Origin of the sequence: Billgrantia saliphila (genome assembly GCF_002930105.1) — a bacterium.
Lineage (GTDB): Bacteria > Pseudomonadota > Gammaproteobacteria > Pseudomonadales > Halomonadaceae > Halomonas > Halomonas saliphila.
Map to the genome: position 1 here is coordinate 174,322 of NZ_PJRN01000002.1, position 15,599 is coordinate 189,920.

At 65.1% G+C, this 15,599-nt stretch carries 17 protein-coding genes; 10 read left to right on the forward strand and 7 right to left on the reverse strand.

Going from position 1 to position 15,599, the window contains the following annotated elements:
* Positions 1 to 189: 189 nt before the first annotated feature.
* From CYJ07_RS02925 to CYJ07_RS02950, 6 genes are read left to right on the forward strand one after another with little or no spacing between them, the layout of a single operon-like run.
* Positions 190 to 1,104: a branched-chain amino acid ABC transporter permease gene (locus CYJ07_RS02925; protein ID WP_104202175.1), complete on the forward strand. Its 915-nt coding sequence runs from the start codon at positions 190 to 192 to the stop codon at positions 1,102 to 1,104.
* Positions 1,097 to 2,140: a branched-chain amino acid ABC transporter permease gene (locus CYJ07_RS02930; protein ID WP_104202176.1), complete on the forward strand. Its 1,044-nt coding sequence runs from the start codon at positions 1,097 to 1,099 to the stop codon at positions 2,138 to 2,140. The genes CYJ07_RS02925 and CYJ07_RS02930 overlap by 8 nt, the downstream gene beginning before the upstream one ends.
* Positions 2,137 to 2,880 carry an ABC transporter ATP-binding protein gene (locus CYJ07_RS02935; RefSeq protein ID WP_104202177.1) on the forward strand — a complete coding sequence of 248 codons (744 nt, stop codon included), beginning with the start codon at positions 2,137 to 2,139 and terminating at the stop codon, positions 2,878 to 2,880. The genes CYJ07_RS02930 and CYJ07_RS02935 overlap by 4 nt, the downstream gene beginning before the upstream one ends.
* Before the next feature lies 1 nt (position 2,881).
* Positions 2,882 to 3,562 carry an ABC transporter ATP-binding protein gene (locus tag CYJ07_RS02940; protein ID WP_104202178.1) on the forward strand — a complete coding sequence of 227 codons (681 nt, stop codon included), beginning with the start codon at positions 2,882 to 2,884 and terminating at the stop codon, positions 3,560 to 3,562.
* 10 nt (positions 3,563 to 3,572) lie between these two features.
* Complete coding sequence (locus CYJ07_RS02945; protein WP_104202179.1) at positions 3,573 to 3,998, forward strand: acyl-CoA thioesterase; 426 nt, start codon at positions 3,573 to 3,575, stop codon at positions 3,996 to 3,998.
* A complete protein-coding gene (locus CYJ07_RS02950; RefSeq protein WP_104202180.1) occupies positions 3,991 to 4,407 on the forward strand; it encodes a RidA family protein in 417 nt (138 codons plus the stop codon). The genes CYJ07_RS02945 and CYJ07_RS02950 overlap by 8 nt, the downstream gene beginning before the upstream one ends.
* 12 nt (positions 4,408 to 4,419) lie before the next feature.
* On the opposite strand, the gene CYJ07_RS20530 is transcribed toward CYJ07_RS02950, so the two are convergent.
* From CYJ07_RS20530 to CYJ07_RS02975, 6 genes are all read right to left on the reverse strand, one after another.
* Positions 4,420 to 4,566 (reverse strand): hypothetical protein, encoded by a 147-nt coding sequence (locus CYJ07_RS20530; RefSeq protein ID WP_231489515.1) that lies wholly within the window; start codon positions 4,564 to 4,566, stop codon positions 4,420 to 4,422.
* Positions 4,527 to 5,270, reverse strand: a complete 744-nt coding sequence (locus tag CYJ07_RS02955; RefSeq protein ID WP_231489516.1) for an alpha/beta hydrolase — start codon at positions 5,268 to 5,270, stop codon at positions 4,527 to 4,529. The genes CYJ07_RS20530 and CYJ07_RS02955 overlap by 40 nt, the downstream gene beginning before the upstream one ends.
* Before the next feature lie 17 nt (positions 5,271 to 5,287).
* Complete coding sequence (locus CYJ07_RS02960) at positions 5,288 to 5,809, reverse strand: disulfide bond formation protein B (protein ID WP_104202181.1); 522 nt, start codon at positions 5,807 to 5,809, stop codon at positions 5,288 to 5,290.
* On the reverse strand, positions 5,809 to 7,425 hold the full coding sequence (gene gshA / locus CYJ07_RS02965; protein WP_422666939.1) for a glutamate--cysteine ligase: 1,617 nt from the start codon (positions 7,423 to 7,425) through the stop codon (positions 5,809 to 5,811). The genes CYJ07_RS02960 and gshA overlap by 1 nt, the downstream gene beginning before the upstream one ends.
* Before the next feature lie 117 nt (positions 7,426 to 7,542).
* On the reverse strand, positions 7,543 to 9,909 hold the full coding sequence (locus CYJ07_RS02970) for a Tex family protein (RefSeq protein WP_104202183.1): 2,367 nt from the start codon (positions 9,907 to 9,909) through the stop codon (positions 7,543 to 7,545).
* A gap of 71 nt (positions 9,910 to 9,980) precedes the next feature.
* Positions 9,981 to 10,223 carry a DUF1127 domain-containing protein gene (locus CYJ07_RS02975; RefSeq protein WP_104202184.1) on the reverse strand — a complete coding sequence of 81 codons (243 nt, stop codon included), beginning with the start codon at positions 10,221 to 10,223 and terminating at the stop codon, positions 9,981 to 9,983.
* A 106-nt stretch (positions 10,224 to 10,329) separates the two neighbouring features.
* On the opposite strand from CYJ07_RS02975, the gene CYJ07_RS02980 reads away from it, so the two are divergent.
* Positions 10,330 to 11,184 carry a LysR substrate-binding domain-containing protein gene (locus tag CYJ07_RS02980; protein ID WP_104202185.1) on the forward strand — a complete coding sequence of 285 codons (855 nt, stop codon included), beginning with the start codon at positions 10,330 to 10,332 and terminating at the stop codon, positions 11,182 to 11,184.
* A gap of 206 nt (positions 11,185 to 11,390) precedes the next feature.
* The gene (locus CYJ07_RS02985; protein WP_104202186.1) at positions 11,391 to 13,058 is read left to right on the forward strand and encodes a methyl-accepting chemotaxis protein; all 1,668 of its coding nucleotides are present in this window, start codon (positions 11,391 to 11,393) and stop codon (positions 13,056 to 13,058) included.
* A gap of 21 nt (positions 13,059 to 13,079) precedes the next feature.
* On the opposite strand, the gene msrB is transcribed toward CYJ07_RS02985, so the two are convergent.
* Positions 13,080 to 13,577: a peptide-methionine (R)-S-oxide reductase MsrB gene (gene msrB, locus CYJ07_RS02990; RefSeq protein WP_104202187.1), complete on the reverse strand. Its 498-nt coding sequence runs from the start codon at positions 13,575 to 13,577 to the stop codon at positions 13,080 to 13,082.
* Positions 13,578 to 13,746: 169 nt separating this feature from the next.
* Between msrB and CYJ07_RS20880 the strand changes: the two genes are divergently transcribed.
* Together CYJ07_RS20880 and CYJ07_RS03000 are read left to right on the forward strand one after the other, a co-directional pair.
* Positions 13,747 to 14,127, forward strand: a complete 381-nt coding sequence (locus CYJ07_RS20880; protein ID WP_422666941.1) for a DUF2946 family protein — start codon at positions 13,747 to 13,749, stop codon at positions 14,125 to 14,127.
* A gap of 68 nt (positions 14,128 to 14,195) precedes the next feature.
* Complete coding sequence (locus CYJ07_RS03000; RefSeq protein ID WP_231489517.1) at positions 14,196 to 15,587, forward strand: PepSY-associated TM helix domain-containing protein; 1,392 nt, start codon at positions 14,196 to 14,198, stop codon at positions 15,585 to 15,587.
* Positions 15,588 to 15,599 lie beyond the last annotated feature (12 nt).

Sequence of the window (15,599 nt, forward strand, 5' to 3'; positions counted from 1 at the left end):
CCCGGGCCGGCCGCCTTTCCTTCAAACTAGGGAAACGCTTCACACATAGTCGAGCGAGATGAAGCGCAAGGCGCACGGAGCACAGGAACCGGAGCATATGCGGTATATGTGAGGATTTCGCGCACCACGCAACGCAGCGATTCGCTCGCGCAGACATTTGTGCAGTGTTTATCAGAGCCTGACGATCTCATGACATTATTCATCGAACAGCTCATCAACGGCCTTCAGCTCGGTACCATGCTGTTCCTCATGGCCAGCGGGCTGACCCTGATTTTCGGCGTGATGGGCCTGATCAACCTGGCCCACGGCTCCTTCTACATGGTCGGCGCCTATGCCACGGCGCTGGTCAGCGCCGCTACCGGCTCGTTCCTGATCGGCCTGGCGGCCGGCATCACCGCGGCGGCCGCGGTCGGCGCCCTGGTCGAGCTGATCGTGATTCGCCGGCTCTACCATCGGCCCCATCTCGATCAGGTACTGGCCACCTTCGCCCTGATCCTGATCTTCTCCGAGGGCACCCGCTGGCTGTTCGGCTCCTCGCCGCTATGGCTCAACGCTCCGGCAGCGTTGTCGGGTTCGATCGCCCTGCCCGGCGGCTCGCGTTACCCGATCTACCGCCTGGTGATCATCGCCGTCGGCATCATGGTGGCGGTGGGCATGTACATTCTGATTTCGCGCACCCGGCTCGGCATGCGCATCCGAGCCGGCGAGAGCGACCGCGAGATGATCGGCGCTCTGGGCGTCAACATCGCCCGACTCTACACCCTGGTGTTCGCCATGGGCGCGGCGCTGGCCGGCCTGGCCGGCGCCATGGTCGGCGCCCTGCAGTCGGTCCAGGTGGGCATGGGCCAACCGGTGCTGATACTGGCCTTCGTGGTGATCGTCATCGGCGGCATCGGCTCGATAAAAGGCGCGCTCTACGGCGCCATCCTGGTGGGGGTGGTCGATACCCTGGGGCGGGTCTTCCTGCCTCTCTTCTTCCGCCAGTTCATGACCTCCTCGGAAGCCGCCGGCGTCGGTTCGGCGCTGGCCGCCATGCTGATCTACATCCTCATGGCCCTCATTCTCGCGTTCAAGCCGAAGGGACTGTTTGCCGCCCATGATTAAGTCCACGACCTCTAGCCTCGCTCCGCATCGGGAGCTGCCGGCGCCGACGGCTTCCTGGCACGATCGCAAGGGCCTGGTGCAGATCGGCCTGCTGGCCGTGCTGCTGCTGGCACCGCTGGCGGCCTACTTCCTGGGCCACGTCTATTACGTCAACCTGGCTTCGCGCGTGACCCTGATTGCCATGGCCGCAGTGGGGCTGAACCTGGCCATCGGTTATGGCGGCATGGTGAGCTTCGGGCATGCCGCCTACTTCGGCCTGGGCGGCTACGTGGCCGGCATCAGCGCCTATCACGCCTTCGACCTCACCCCCGTCATCGCCTGGCCGATTGCCATACCCGGCAGCGACAGCATGCTGGCGATCTGGCTCGCGGCGATCGTCGTCTGCGGCCTGCTGGCGCTGGCCATCGGTGCCGTCTCGCTACGCACCACCGGGGTCTACTTCATCATGATCACGCTGGCCTTCGCCCAGATGGTCTACTACTTCGCCAACTCCTGGCCCACCTACGGTGGCGAGGACGGGCTGCCTATCTACCTGCGCAATTCGCTGCCCATGGTCGATACCCAGGACCCCCTGACCTTCTTCCTGATCTGCTTCGGCGGACTGCTTCTCTCGCTCGCCCTCACGTCACGCATCATGAAGTCGCGCTTCGGTGCCGCCCTGACCATGGCGCGGCTCAACGAGACCCGCCTGGCCACCGCCGGTATCGCGCCCTACCCCATCCGCCTGGTGGCCTTCGTCATCTCGGCGATGATCACGGGGCTTGCCGGCGCGCTGTACGCTGATCTCAACGGCTTCGTCAGCCCCACCATGCTCAGCTGGCACATGTCGGGCGAGCTGATGGTGATCGTGATCCTGGGAGGTGTGGGTCGGCTCTACGGCCCGCTCGCCGGCGCCATATTGTTTGTGATGATGGAGACTCTGCTGGGCGGGCTCACCGAATACTGGAAACTGTTCCTGGGCCTGGTGCTGCTCGGCGTGGTGCTGTTCGCCAAGCATGGCGTGATGGGTTGGCTGGCAGGGAGGGAGCACCCATGAGCGATGCCGTGCTTTCACTTACCCATCTCAATAAGCGTTTCGGCGCCCTGCAGGCGACCCGCGACGTTTCCCTGGACCTGCGGCCCGGCGAAATCCACGCGCTGATCGGCCCCAACGGGGCCGGCAAGTCGACCCTGATTGCCCAGATCGCGGGCAGCCTGAAGCCCGATTCGGGCGGCATCCAATTGGCAGGCCAGGAGATCACGTCGCTCAGCGTGGCGCAGCGCGCGCGACTGGGGCTCGGCCGCAGCTTTCAGGTGTCGTCGCTGGCCGAGCCGTTGACAGTGCTGCGCAACGTGATGATCGCCGTGCAGGCGCTGCAGGGACACAGCTTTCGCTTCTGGAAACCGGTACACCGCGACGAGAGCCTGCTCGCACCAGCCCGTGATGCACTGGCACGCATGCAGCTCGAACCACGTGCCGATACGCCAGTATCGGAGCTTTCCCACGGCGAACGCCGTCAAGTGGAAGTGGCTTGCGCACTGGCGCTCAAGCCTCGCGTGCTGCTGCTCGACGAACCCATGGCCGGGTTGGGGCCGGAGGGGTCGGCGCGCCTCACTGAGCTGCTGGAGGCGCTAAAGCATGAGGTGCCGATCCTGCTGATCGAGCACGACATGGATGCGGTGTTCCGCCTGGCCGACCGCATCTCGGTGCTGGTGGCGGGCGGAGTGATCGCCCACGGCGACAGCGCCACGATCCGCCGCGATCCGCAGGTTCGCGAAGCCTACCTGGGAGACTGACATGCTCAACGTCAACGCGATCGAGACCTTCTACGGCCCCTCCCAGGCGCTGTTCGGCGTCGACCTGAGCGTCCAGGCGGGCGAGATGGTGGCATTGATGGGGCGCAACGGCATGGGCAAGACCACCACTATTCGCTCGATCTTCGGCCTCACCCCACCCCGCCGCGGCAGCATAGAGTTCGAAGCGCGGGATCTGTGCCGCCTGCCCGCCTATCGCATCGCCCAGGCGGGGCTAGGGCTGGTTCCCGAGGGTCGCCGCTGCTTTCCCAATCTTTCGGTACGCGAGAATCTATTGGTCACCGCGCGCCCTGGGCCCTGGAGTCTCGCACAGGTGGAGGCGCTCTTCCCGCGCCTGTCCGAACGACGCAACCAGATGGCACGCACCCTCTCCGGCGGCGAACAGCAAATGCTGGCCATTGGCCGTGCCCTGATGACCAATCCGCGACTGCTGGTGCTCGACGAAGCCACCGAGGGCTTGGCCCCGGTCATCCGCAAGGAGATCTGGACGGCCATTCGCGAGCTCAAGGCTCAGGGACAATCCACGCTGATCGTCGACAAGTCGCTCGCGGAGCTGCTGCCGGTGGCCGACCGCTGCACCATCCTCGAGAAAGGTTGCACGGTGTGGTCGGGCACGCCGGATGCTCTCGACGAGACGCTGCGCGACCGTTACCTCGGCGTATAGGGAGCCTGCCATGACATTCACGACCCAACGCAAGGTGCGCTTCCAGCACTGCGACCCGGCGGGCATCGTCTTCTACCCGCGCTATTACGAGATGCTCAACTCGGTGGTCGAGGACTACTTCGCCGAGGTGGTGGGCCACGACTTCAATCGACTGCACGTCACGTCACGTACCGGCGTTCCCACGGCCCATATCGAGACCGACTTCCACGCCCCCAGCCGACTGGGGGAGACGCTCACCTTCGAGCTTTCGCTCCGGGACGTCGGCCGCACCAGCCTGACCCTGCGCACCGAGGCCCATTGCGACGGCGACCCGCGCCTGACCTGCGATTCCACCCTGGTCTTCGTCGACCTGGAAAGCGGCCGCCCCCTGCCCTGGCCGGACGCCATGCGCCGCCATTTCGAACATGACATCACACAAGGATCTCACGATGAGTGACGCCAGCGACCATCAACTTCTTCATCCCGCTCACTGGAAAGCCGCGGTGGGGTACGCCAACGGCGTGCTCGCCTCCGGCCGTACGATCTTCGTCGGCGGTCAGATCGGCTGGAACGCCGCCCAGGTCTTCGAGAGCGACGACTTCGTCGCCCAGGTGCACCAGGCCCTGGCCAACATCGTTGAGATACTGCACCAGGCCAATGCCGGACCGGAGCACGTGGTGCGCCTGACTTGGTACGTGACCGACAAGCGGGAGTACCTGGCGCGGCTCAAGGAGGTGGGTGCCGCCTATCGCGAGGTGATGGGCAAGCACTTCCCGGCCATGACCATGGTTCAGGTGGCCGATTTGATCGAGGATCGGGCCAAGGTAGAGATTGAAGCCACCGCGGTACTGCCCGAGGGGAAGTGATCTGCTCCGACCTCAGCGTGTGTGAAAGGCGGCGATATGCTGAACGAAGCGTCCGCTCGGCGCATAGTGATCGAGAATCGAGAAGTGGTCGTCGCCGGGCAATAGCTCGGCACCTACCGCTACGCCATGAGCCTCGAGATGCTCGGCGTGGGCCTGCATCTGGCGTGCGAACTCCGAAGACTCCTCCCCACCCGCGACCAGATGCACCGGCGCGGGTACCCGGCAGGGCAGGAAGAGCGGGCTGTAGTCGTTGACGTCGCGCCCGGTGAGCTGCAGCTTGGGCTGCAGCCACGACCAGGGGAAGGGGCGCAGGTCGTAGAGACCACTGACGCACAGGGCCCGCCGATCAAGTCGTCGGGCAGCCCAAAGCCCCCCTGCCAGTCGGTGGCCAGCAACATGGCGCAGAGATGGCCCCCGGCCGAGTGGCCCGAGACACTCATACCCCCAGAATCGACACCCAACGATTCGCCGTGGCATTTTAGCCAGGCCACCGCGGCGCGGCTCTGGCGCACCACTTCGCCGAACGCCACCGTGGGACACAGCGCGTAGTTGACCACCGCCACGTTGATGCCGGTCCGGACGAGTCCCTCGGCCACGAAGCCGAACTCGCGATGACCGAGCGAGCGCCAATAGCCGCCATGGAAGAAGACGTGCAGCGGGGCGCCCTCGTTCCCGGCATGGTACAGGTCCAGCCGTTCGGCCAGCGTCGGGCCGTAGGCGATGTCGAAGGAGACCCGCGTCGTCTCGCACACGCGTTCGCTGCGGCGTCGCCAATCGGCGAGCAACGCGGCCGGATCGCGACCGCGCATGGGATCGTACTCGCGGTCGATCTCCTCCTGGGTGGCGAAGTCGCGATAGAGCATGCGCTCGTTCTCCAACCTCAGGGCCACAGACCGCGAACGGCGCGGTACAGAATGCCCAGCGGCGCCAGCGAGAGGACGAGAAAGCCGATCAGCGTCCAGCCGGGCAGCGAGATTCCCAATAGCAGGAAGTCGATCTCGGCACACTCCCCCGAGCCGGAAAGCACCATGGCAACCACGTCGCGCATGGGCAGGATGTCCATCATGTAGTCGAGCCCCGGACCACAGCTCGGCACCTCGCTGGGCGGCAGCGACTGCAGCCACAGGTGCCGCCCGGCGACACCGATGCCGGCGAGCACGGCGGAGAGCGACAGCCCGCCGTAGACCACCGGCCCCAGGCGTCCGTCTGGATTGTGGATGGCCGCCACGATGAATACCGCGGCGGCGGCCAGTACCGCCACGCGCTGGAAGATGCACAGCGGGCAGGGCTCGAGCCCGGCGATATGCTCCAGCCCCAGGGCGACCAGCATCATGAGAACGCAAAAAGCCAGCCCGGCCAGGCTCCATTGGCGCACGGAGAGACGCCGCAATCGCGAGATCATCAAGCGCCCCCCTGGCCGGCCATCACCACGCGGGGCTCGCGGGCACTGGCGAAATAATGTTCGAGAAACTCCTCGAAGCGCTCGACGTCACCCGCCTCGATGTCATGCTGCTGCTGATGCGAGGTGGTCGTCAGCTGTTCGAACAGCGCTTCGCGCGAGCGGCTGATCTGTTCGCCGCCCAGCCGTTCGGCCTGTTCGCGGGCGATGTCGCGGATGACCTCGATGAACTCCTCTCCGGTCTCCTCGAGCCGCGCCTGCAGCTTGCCGGAGGGCGTCAGCGACGCATCCTCCAGCCACGGGGCGAGCGCCACCACGGCGTCGGCATGGGGCGTTCCCTCCTCGAGGGCGTCGAGCAGCTCGGCGGCCCGGCTGATCTCGGCGAATATCTCACCCCCCCAATCCGCAACCGAGCGATGCCGGCCGTTCTGCTCCAGCCTGAGCTCTGGATCACGGCCACGCTCGACCACGCGGCGGCGGTTATCGTCCAGCCGATCGCATTCGTCGTCGGGAATCCACGGACTGTCGGCCAGCAGGCACCACATCAGGAAGGCATCGATGAAGCGCAGGCGGGTCTCGTCGATGCCCAGCGGCAGGAACGGGTCGAGGTCGAGGCAGCGAAGTTCGATGTACTCGACGCCGCGCGCCTCGAGCGCCTGGCTCGGCGTCTCGTTGTGACGAGTGACGCGCTTGGGGCGGATGTCGCTGTAGTACTCGTTCTCGATCTGCAGGATGTTGGCATTGAGCTGCCGCCAGTCGGTACCGTCGCGTACGCCCAGCGCCTCGTAGGCGGGCCATGGCGTGGAGATGGCATGGCGCAGGGTACCCACGTAATTGGACAGCGAATTGAAGCAGATCTTGAGCTGCGACTGGACCTTGTTCTGGTAGCCCAGGTCGGACATGCGCAGGCTGGTGGCATAGGGAGACAAGAGCGTCTCACGGCCATGCGCCCGGAGCTTCTCGGGAATGTTGCCTTCGGGCAGGAAGCTGCGGTCCAGCGCCGGCGAGGCACCGAACAGGTAGAGCAGCAGCCAGCTGTGGCGGCGGAAGTTGCGGATCAGACCGAAGTAGCGGTTCGAACGGTAGTCGTCGAGCGACGTTTCTTCGGCACCGTCACGCTCTCGCAGCAGTGTCCACAGTTCATCGGGCAGCGAGACATTGTAGTGGATACCGGCGATGGCCTGCATGATCCGGCCATAGCGTACATCGAGCCCACGACGATAGACATGCTTCATGTAGCCCACGTTGGAGCTGCCGTAGTCGGCAATCGTCACGCTGTCGTTGCCATCGAGCCGGGCCGGCATGCTGGCCGGCCAGATCAGCTCGTCGCCCAGGTGGCGATAGCTGAAGCGGTGCAGGTCGGCGAGAAACCCGATGGCGTCGTCCGGACGGCAGTAGACCGGAGTGATGTACTCCAGCAGCGCCTCGGAGTAATCCGTGGTGATATGCGGATGCGTCAGCTTGGAACCCAGCGCCTGCGGATGCGGAGTGGCGGCGATACGCCCAGCGCGATCGACGCGCAGCCCCTCCTTCTCCAGGCCTCGGCGCAGCCGCCCGAAGCGCTTCCGGGCCGCCAGACCGGTCAGATGCGAAACGATGGCGGAGTATGAATCAGACAAGGCAGGGACCCCATGTCGCGGAGGCCCGGCGCGGGCCTCCCGGTCGAAGCATGCCGGCCGCTCGCGACGGCCGGTCATTCGGATGTTGACGAGAGTATGGCGACAGGTCTATCGGGATCAAGATTTGCCCTTCTTCGCCTTGAGCAATGCGGCGCCGAGCGCCCCCATCGGAGCCGACGATTCCTGACCGCCCCGTGTCCCCGTACGCTGCGCCTTGCCCGGACTGCGCCGGCGCGTATCGCCATCGCCATGCGACGAACGGCCGCTGCCCCGGCCGGCCTCGGCCTCACCCGGTTGGTCGTCGAGGCGCATGGAGAGACCGATGCGGGCGCGCTCGAGATCCACGCTCATCACCTTCACCTTGACGATATCACCGGCCTTGACCACCGAGCGCGGGTCCTCGACGAACTTGTTCGAAAGCGCCGAGATGTGCACCAGCCCGTCCTGGTGCACACCGATGTCGACGAAAGCACCGAAGTGAGTGACGTTGGTCACGCTGCCCTCCAGGACCATGCCCGGCTCCAGGTCCTTGAGGGTCTCGACGCCTTCACGGAATTCGGCGGCCTTGAATTCGGGGCGCGGGTCGCGGCCCGGCTTGTCGAGCTCCTTGAGGATGTCGCTGACGGTAGGCACGCCGAAGCGCTCGTCGGCGAATTCGTCCGGCTTGACCGCCTTCAGCGTGGCGCTGTCGCCAATCAGGCTCTCAACCGGTCGTCCGCTGCGGCTGGCGATTCGCTCCACCAGCGGGTAGGCCTCGGGGTGAACGGCGCTGGCATCGAGCGGATTCTCTCCGTTCATGATGCGCAGGAAACCGGCGCACTGTTCGAAGGTCTTGGGCCCCAGGCGGCTCACATCCAGCAATTGCCGGCGGCTGGCGAAAGCGCCCTCGGCGTTGCGCCGGGCAACGATGGCTTCGGCCAACGCCGGATTGAGCCCGGCGACTCGCGACAGCAAGGCGCTCGAAGCCGTGTTGAGATCGACCCCCACGGCGTTGACGCAGTCCTCGATCACGGCCTCCAGGCTCTTCGATAGCTGCAGTTGGGAAACGTCGTGCTGATACTGGCCCACGCCGATCGACTTGGGCTCGATCTTGACCAGTTCGGCCAGCGGATCCTGCAGACGGCGGGCGATGGAGACCGCGCCACGGATGGTGACGTCGAGGTCGGGCAGCTCCTTGGAAGCATATTCCGAGGCGGAGTAGACCGAGGCGCCGGCCTCGCTGACCATCACCTTGGCAAGCTGACGCTTGCCGGCGAAGGCCTTGACCAGGTCGCCGGCCAGCCTGTCGGTCTCGCGGCTGGCGGTGCCGTTGCCCACCGCGATCAGCGCCACGTCATGCTTGTCGATCAGCCTGGCCAGTTGGGCCAGCGACTCGTCCCAGCGGTTCTGCGGCGCGTGAGGGAAGATGGTGGCGTGTTCGAGGAACTGGCCGGTGGCATCCACCACCGCCACCTTGCAACCGGTGCGTAGACCCGGGTCGATGGCCAGCGTCGACTTCTGGCCCGCCGGGGCGGCCAACAGCAGGTCCTTGAGGTTGGCGGCGAATACCTCGATGGCATCGTGCTCGGCGCGCTCTCGCAGCCGCCCCATCAGCTCGGTTTCGAGATGGGTATAGAGCTTGACCCGCCAGGTCCAGCGCACCACGTCGGCCAACCACTTGTCGGCCGCACGCCCCTCGTCGCGGATGTCGAAGTGCCTGGCGATGGCCACCTGGGCCGGATGGACCGGCGCCTCGTCTTCGCCGGGAAGGCGAATGGCCAGCGTCAACACGCCCTCGTTGCGGCCGCGGAACATGGCCAGAGCGCGGTGCGACGGCGCCTTGGCCAGCGGCTCGTCGTGCTCGAAGTAGTCGGAAAACTTGGCGCCTTCACGCTCCTTGCCTTCCAGCACCCGCGAGGAAAGTTCACCCTCGTTCCACAGCCGCTCGCGCAGCTTGCCCACCAGCTCGGGATCTTCGGCGAAGCGCTCCATGAGAATCTGTCGTGCACCGTCGAGTGCCGCCTTGGCATCCTCCACGGCCGGTACGTCTCCCTCGGCGGGACGAAGGTACTTGGTCGCCTCGGTTTCGGGGTCCAGGGTCGGATCGGCCAGCAGCGCATCGGCCAGCGGCTCGAGCCCTGCCTCGCGGGCGATCTGCGCCTTGGTGCGCCGCTTCTTCTTGTAGGGCAGATAGAGATCTTCCAGGCGCTGCTTGGTGTCGGCGGCCTGGATCAGCCCCTCGAGTTCCGGCGTCAGCTTGCCCTGCTCGTCGATGGTCGCGAGCACGGCGGCACGACGCTCCTCGAGCTCGCGCAGGTAGCGCAGCCGCTCGTCGAGGTTGCGCAACTGGGTATCGTCGAGGCCGCCGGTGACCTCCTTGCGGTAGCGGGCGATGAAGGGCACGGTGGCGCCACCGTCGAGCAGCTCCACCGTGGCGGCGACCTGCTGGGGGCGTACGGCGAGTTCCTCGGCGAGGCGCGAAATGATCCGGGTCGTGGCGTCCATGACTTCCTTGGTATTGCGACTACGAAAGATCGCGCCAAGTTACCACAAACCTCCCCGTGTCGCTGCCGGGATCAACGCCGCCAGCCGATGTCGTCCCAGTAGTGGCGTCGACTCTCTAGCCTGGCCTGCTCGCGGGTCAGGCCGACATCGCGCAGCAGTTCGTCGGGCAGCGCCTGAAGCTGATGGCGCTCGCGGCGCAGCTGGCTGTAGCGTTTCAATCGACGCCACACGCCGGCCCTGCCGAAGATGCGAAGCCACGGCGCCCACGGGCGCTCGGAAACGGTGCCGGACTCGCAGCAAACGTGAGGATTCATGATGTTTCCACCTAAGTATCAGCGAAGATGGTGGAAGTCTCGCCCCTGGTTTAAAATCAATCCAACGAATAGATCTTATGTCTTACATCAAACGAGGTGATGCCTTATGGGTGCGACCATCGACCACGAACTGCTGCGCACTTTCGTCGCGATCGTCGATCACGGGGGGTTCACCCGAGCGGCACGGGCGGTCAACCGCACCCAGTCGGCAGTGAGCATGCAAATCAAGCGACTCGAGGAGGACGTGATCCAGCGTCCTCTATTCGAGCGTCAAGGCCGTCAGATGCACCTCACCAGCGAGGGCACCACGCTGCTGGGCTATGCCCGCCGCATTCTCGAATTGCAGGGCGAGGCGCTGAACATGCTGCGTGAGCCGGAGATGGTCGGCCGGGTGCGGATCGGCGTCCCCGACGACTTCGTGATGCGTTTCCTGCCCGGCATCCTCAAGTCGTTCTCCCGCACCTGGCCACTGGTCGACGTCGAAGTACAGTGCGCCCCCTCTTCCGAATTGCTCAGCCGCCCCCATGGCAGCCTCGATCTGAGCATCGTGACTCGGGAAGTGGGTCAGGAGATCGGCACGATCCTGCGCCGCGAGGAGACGGTTTGGGTCGCGGCCGAAAGCCATACCGTTCATCGTCAGTCGCCGCTGCCCCTGGCGCTGTTCGAGGACCCTTGCTTCTGCCGCCGGCACGCCTGTCACAGCCTGACCCGGGCCGGCCGTCAGTATCGCATCGCCTACTCGAGCCCCAGCCTGGCCACCCTGCAGGCGGTGGTCGGTGCCGGCCTCGCAGTCTCGGCATTGATGCGCAGCTTGGTCACACCGGGCATGCGCGTGCTCGGCGCAGCGGACGGCTTCCCCCCGCTACCCGACGGTTCGATCGTACTGCTGCGCTCGCCGGACAATGCCTCGCCTGCGGTCGACGGCCTGGCGCAGCATATTATCGAGGGCTTTCGAAATTAGTTTTACTTAGCTTGCGTTTGTTTCTTGTTTAATAAGACGTCTATTTTAGATCTTGCCACTTCAATACGCGCATTAAAGTTCGAGACCAAAAAGCCGATAACTTCTATGAAGTTTCGTCCCTCCCAAGCGCGCCTGTCGCGCCACTTATAACAAAGTTGGCTAAACAACACTCGAACAGCTCTCACTCCGGCAAGGGAGTCACACCAATGCGCAGCAATATCATGAACAAGATACGCGTCAAATATGCCGTCGCCTTCATCAGCGTCGCTCTTTCATTGCTGGTCGTGGTCACGGCCGATCTGCTGTTGGTGCATTCGGTCAGGGATCGAATGACCGAATTCAGCGGCACCTTCAATGCCGCCATTTCCGCCGTACTCAACGCCGACCGCGATCTTTACCAGGCGCGCGTCGCGGAACTGGAGTACCTGCAAGTCTCGACGGACTCGGACCGGGCTCAGGCCCTGCGCGACGATTACGAGGAGAACGCGCAGCAGGCCTACGACCGCATGCACGAGTTCACCCGCCTGCTCGCCGCCTACCCCGAGATCGTCGAGCGCCTGGACGGTTTCGAATCGCTGTTTTCACAGTGGTCGACACAATCAAGCGAGGTACTCGCGCTTCACGCCGACGGCAACACAGTTACCGCCCGAGAGCGGCTCGAGGGAACGTCGCTTGCCGCCTTCGACCAGTTGAGAGATGTCTACAACCAGGCAGGCGAACTGGCCGACGCAAAGGTCGTCGAACTCGAAGCCCTGACGCTGGCACGCGTCAGGACACAGCAGTTCGGCGTGCTCGGCTTCTCGTTTCTGGTCTTTCTCGCCGCTGTCGCGATTGCCCTGGTCGGCCCCATGTTGATGTCGCGAGCCATTCGCCAGATCACGAGCCGCATAAAGGAGATCACGGAGGGTGACGGCGACCTGACGGCACGCATCGAAAGTCGGCGCAAGGATGAACTGGGCGAGCTGGCCGAGCAGTTCAACGCCTTCGTACTGCGCATCGACAAGACCCTGCAGACCGTGCGCAGCAGTACCCATAGCGTGCACCACGCTTCAAACGAGATCGCCAGGAGCAGTCAGGATCTGGCCTCGCGAACCGAACAGACCGCCGCCAACCTGCAGGAGACCTCGGCCTCGATGGAGGAAATCACGGCCACGGTGGGCAACACCTCCGACGCCACGCAGCAGGCCAATCAGTTGGTACAGGAAACGGTGGGCGTCGCTCGCCGCGGCCAGGAGGCCATGGCCCAGGTCGAATCCACCATGGACGACATCAGCCGCTCCGCGACGCAGATCAACGAGTTCATCGGCCTGATCGACGGCATTACATTTCAGACCAACATTCTCGCACTCAATGCCTCGGTGGAGGCCGCACGCGCCGGTGAACACGGGCGCGGATTCGCTGTGGTGGCTCAAGAGGTTCGCACCCTGGCCAGCCGTTCGAGCGATGCGTCTCGCGGAATCCGCGAGCTGATCGATACCTCCGTCTCCCGCACCCAGTCGGGGGCCAGCCTGGTCAAGAGCACGGGCAAGACCATGCAGGAGATCGTCGCCAGCATCGAGCGCATCACCGGCGTCATCAGCGAAATCAGCGCCGGTGCCAAGGAGCAGAGTCAAGGTATCGCCCAGGTCAACACCGCGGTCTCCGAACTCGACAACATGACGCAGCACAATGCGTCGCTCGTCGAGCAGACCAGTGCCGCGGCGGCGGAGATGCGTGAACAGGTCGCACGACTGAACGACCTCATCGCCAGCTTCCGCCTGAGCGATTCCACCGACACGGAGCAGACCTTGCTGCCCGCCCCGGTCGCTCCGAGCCACCGACACAGCGACTCTCGCCGACGTCAGGAAGCGCTGCCGACCGCAGCGTCGTTCTAACCGTGGTATCGACGGCCTTGGCTAGGCTGGCACGAAATGCAGCGCAAGGCCGTTGTTGCACCAGCGCAGCCCCGTGGGCTCGGGACCGTCGGCGAAGACATGACCCTGATGGCCGCCGCAGCGGGCGCAATGATACTCGCGCCGCGGCCATACCAGGCTGAAGTCGAGCTGGCTCAGCAGATGTCCCTCGATGTGTTCGTAGAAGCTCGGCCACCCGGTGCCGGAGTCGTACTTCATGGCACTCTCGAACAGCGGCAGGTCGCAGCCGGCGCAGCGGTATTCGCCCTCGCGGGTTTCCTTGTCCAGCGGGCTGGACCAGGGTTCCTCGGTACCGTGATCGCGCAAGATCTCGAACTGCTCGGGCGTGAGCCGCTCCCGCCACTCGTCGCGCGACAACTCGAGGCGCTCGAGGCCGGGCGCCGCCTCCAGCGACAGGCGCGGAAATCCCCAGCCGACGCCGGGCAACAGACTGGCCGCGCCGGCGGTACCCAGCAGGCCGAGAAAAAGACGGCGTTTCATGCTCTCCCCCAAGCGCTGCAGCGCAGCGCCACAGTGCCCATAGCTGAATGTATGGCTGTTTCCGTTCAGACTCGCTGGGTGGCGGTAGGTTCAGGTATTGGCCCAGCAACGTTTCTCGACTAGAGTCGAGTCCCCTGCCCACGCATCAGGATAGCTCGTGCATCGCTTCATGATTCGCCGGCATCGCCTACTGGCTTGCCTAGGTCTGCTCGCTCTGGGCCTGGCCATCGGCGGACCGTTGCTGAGCCAGTCCCAGCGCCTGCTCGAGGCCGAGCACGCAGCGCATGGTGCGCCCCGTCACGATGAACAGCCTACCTCTCATCACGAGGCTTACTCTTCCGGAGAACCGAGCAAGCACCACGCAACGCTTGAAGCCTGCGACTACTGCACTCTCTTTCTGCATATGCCGGGAATGCTGCTGGGCAAGACCGTCGCGCCCGACCTGCGCCATGCCTCGCCCAGCCCACCTGTCGTACCAAAATGGCGTCTCGGCCCTGGCGAGCGGTATCCGCGCTATCGCGGACGTGCCCCACCCCCGCGCTCCGTCTGACCCACCCCGTTCGCCCAGGCTTCCTGGCAGGCCTGGCGGCCGTTCGTTCTCGGTTCAGGAGCACATTCGTGACATCTCGATACCCGGCGACGCCTACCCGTCGCACCGGCAGGCTGTTGCTTGCCTTGTTAGCCCGCCTTCATGGCTATATCGGTCTCTTCGTCGCTCCTTTCATACTGGTGACGGCTCTCTCCGGCATCGCCTATGCCCTCTCTCCCTCGCTTGAAGCCTGGCTCTATCGCGATGCACTGAATAGCGTGCAAAGCGGAACACCGAGGCCCCTTGCCGAGCAGGTCGAAGCAGCACAGCGCCGCCTGGGCGAGGCTACCCTGCCGGCCGCCGTTCGACCGGCACCACGCCCCGGCTCTACCACCCGGATAATGTTCGCCGACCCCGGCCTCGGCCCATCCGAGCATCGCGCCGTCTTCATCGACCCCATCTCCCTCGAGATCAAGGGCGACATGACCGTCTACGGCACCAGCGGCGTGTTGCCCTTGCGCACCATCATCGACCAATTCCATCGCGGGCTGCTGCTGGGCGATGCAGGTCGGCTCTACAGCGAGCTCGCCGCCTCCTGGCTATGGGTCGCCGCCTTGGGCGGGCTTACGCTGTGGCTGCAGCGGCGTCGCGCGCTGCGCACACAGGTAGGACGGCATGCCCTGCGTCGCCGCCATGCCACCCTGGGCGCACTCGCCGCCCTGGGCCTCGTGCTTTTTTCCGCTACCGGACTCACCTGGTCGAAGTGGGCAGGGGGGAATATCGCCGAATTGCGGCATGCCTGGGGCTGGGGCACACCGAGTGTGTCGACGCAGCTGCCCGAGCAGAGCGTCAGCAACGCGCAGGCTCACGATGAACACAGCGAACACGGACACGCGCATGCGCCGGGCGCGGGTCCATGGAGTCTGGCGGATTTCGATCGCGCCCTAGGCGTTGCCCGTGCGGCCGGCATCGATGCCAGGCTGGTGCAGATCGAACCGCCCGCTGGCGCGGACAGAGCCTGGCGCGTAGCCGAAATCGACCGCAGCTGGCCCACCCAGGTGGATCAGGTCGCCCTGCATCCGCATACTCTGGCAATCACCGATCGCGCCGATTTCACTACATTCCCGCTGGCCGCCAAGCTCACCCGCTGGGGTATCGATCTGCACATGGGCACGCTGTTCGGCCTGCCCAATCAACTTGCCTTGGCGGCAGTCGCCATCTGCCTGGTGGTGCTGGTGTGCTGGGGATACGCGATGTGGTGGCGCCGTGTGCGGGCGGCCCAAGGGAGACGCCAGGAGACGTTGAGCGAGATAGTCATGGCGCTGCCATGGCCAACGCGGTGCTGCCTGCTGGGTATCGCCATGGCGCTGGGGCTGGCACTGCCGGTATTGGGCGCGAGCCTTCTGCTGTTCGCCGTCATCGATCTGTTGCGCTGGCAAGTGACGCGACGACGCAAAGCGGCACGCGTACCGGGCCATTAACACAGCGGGGGA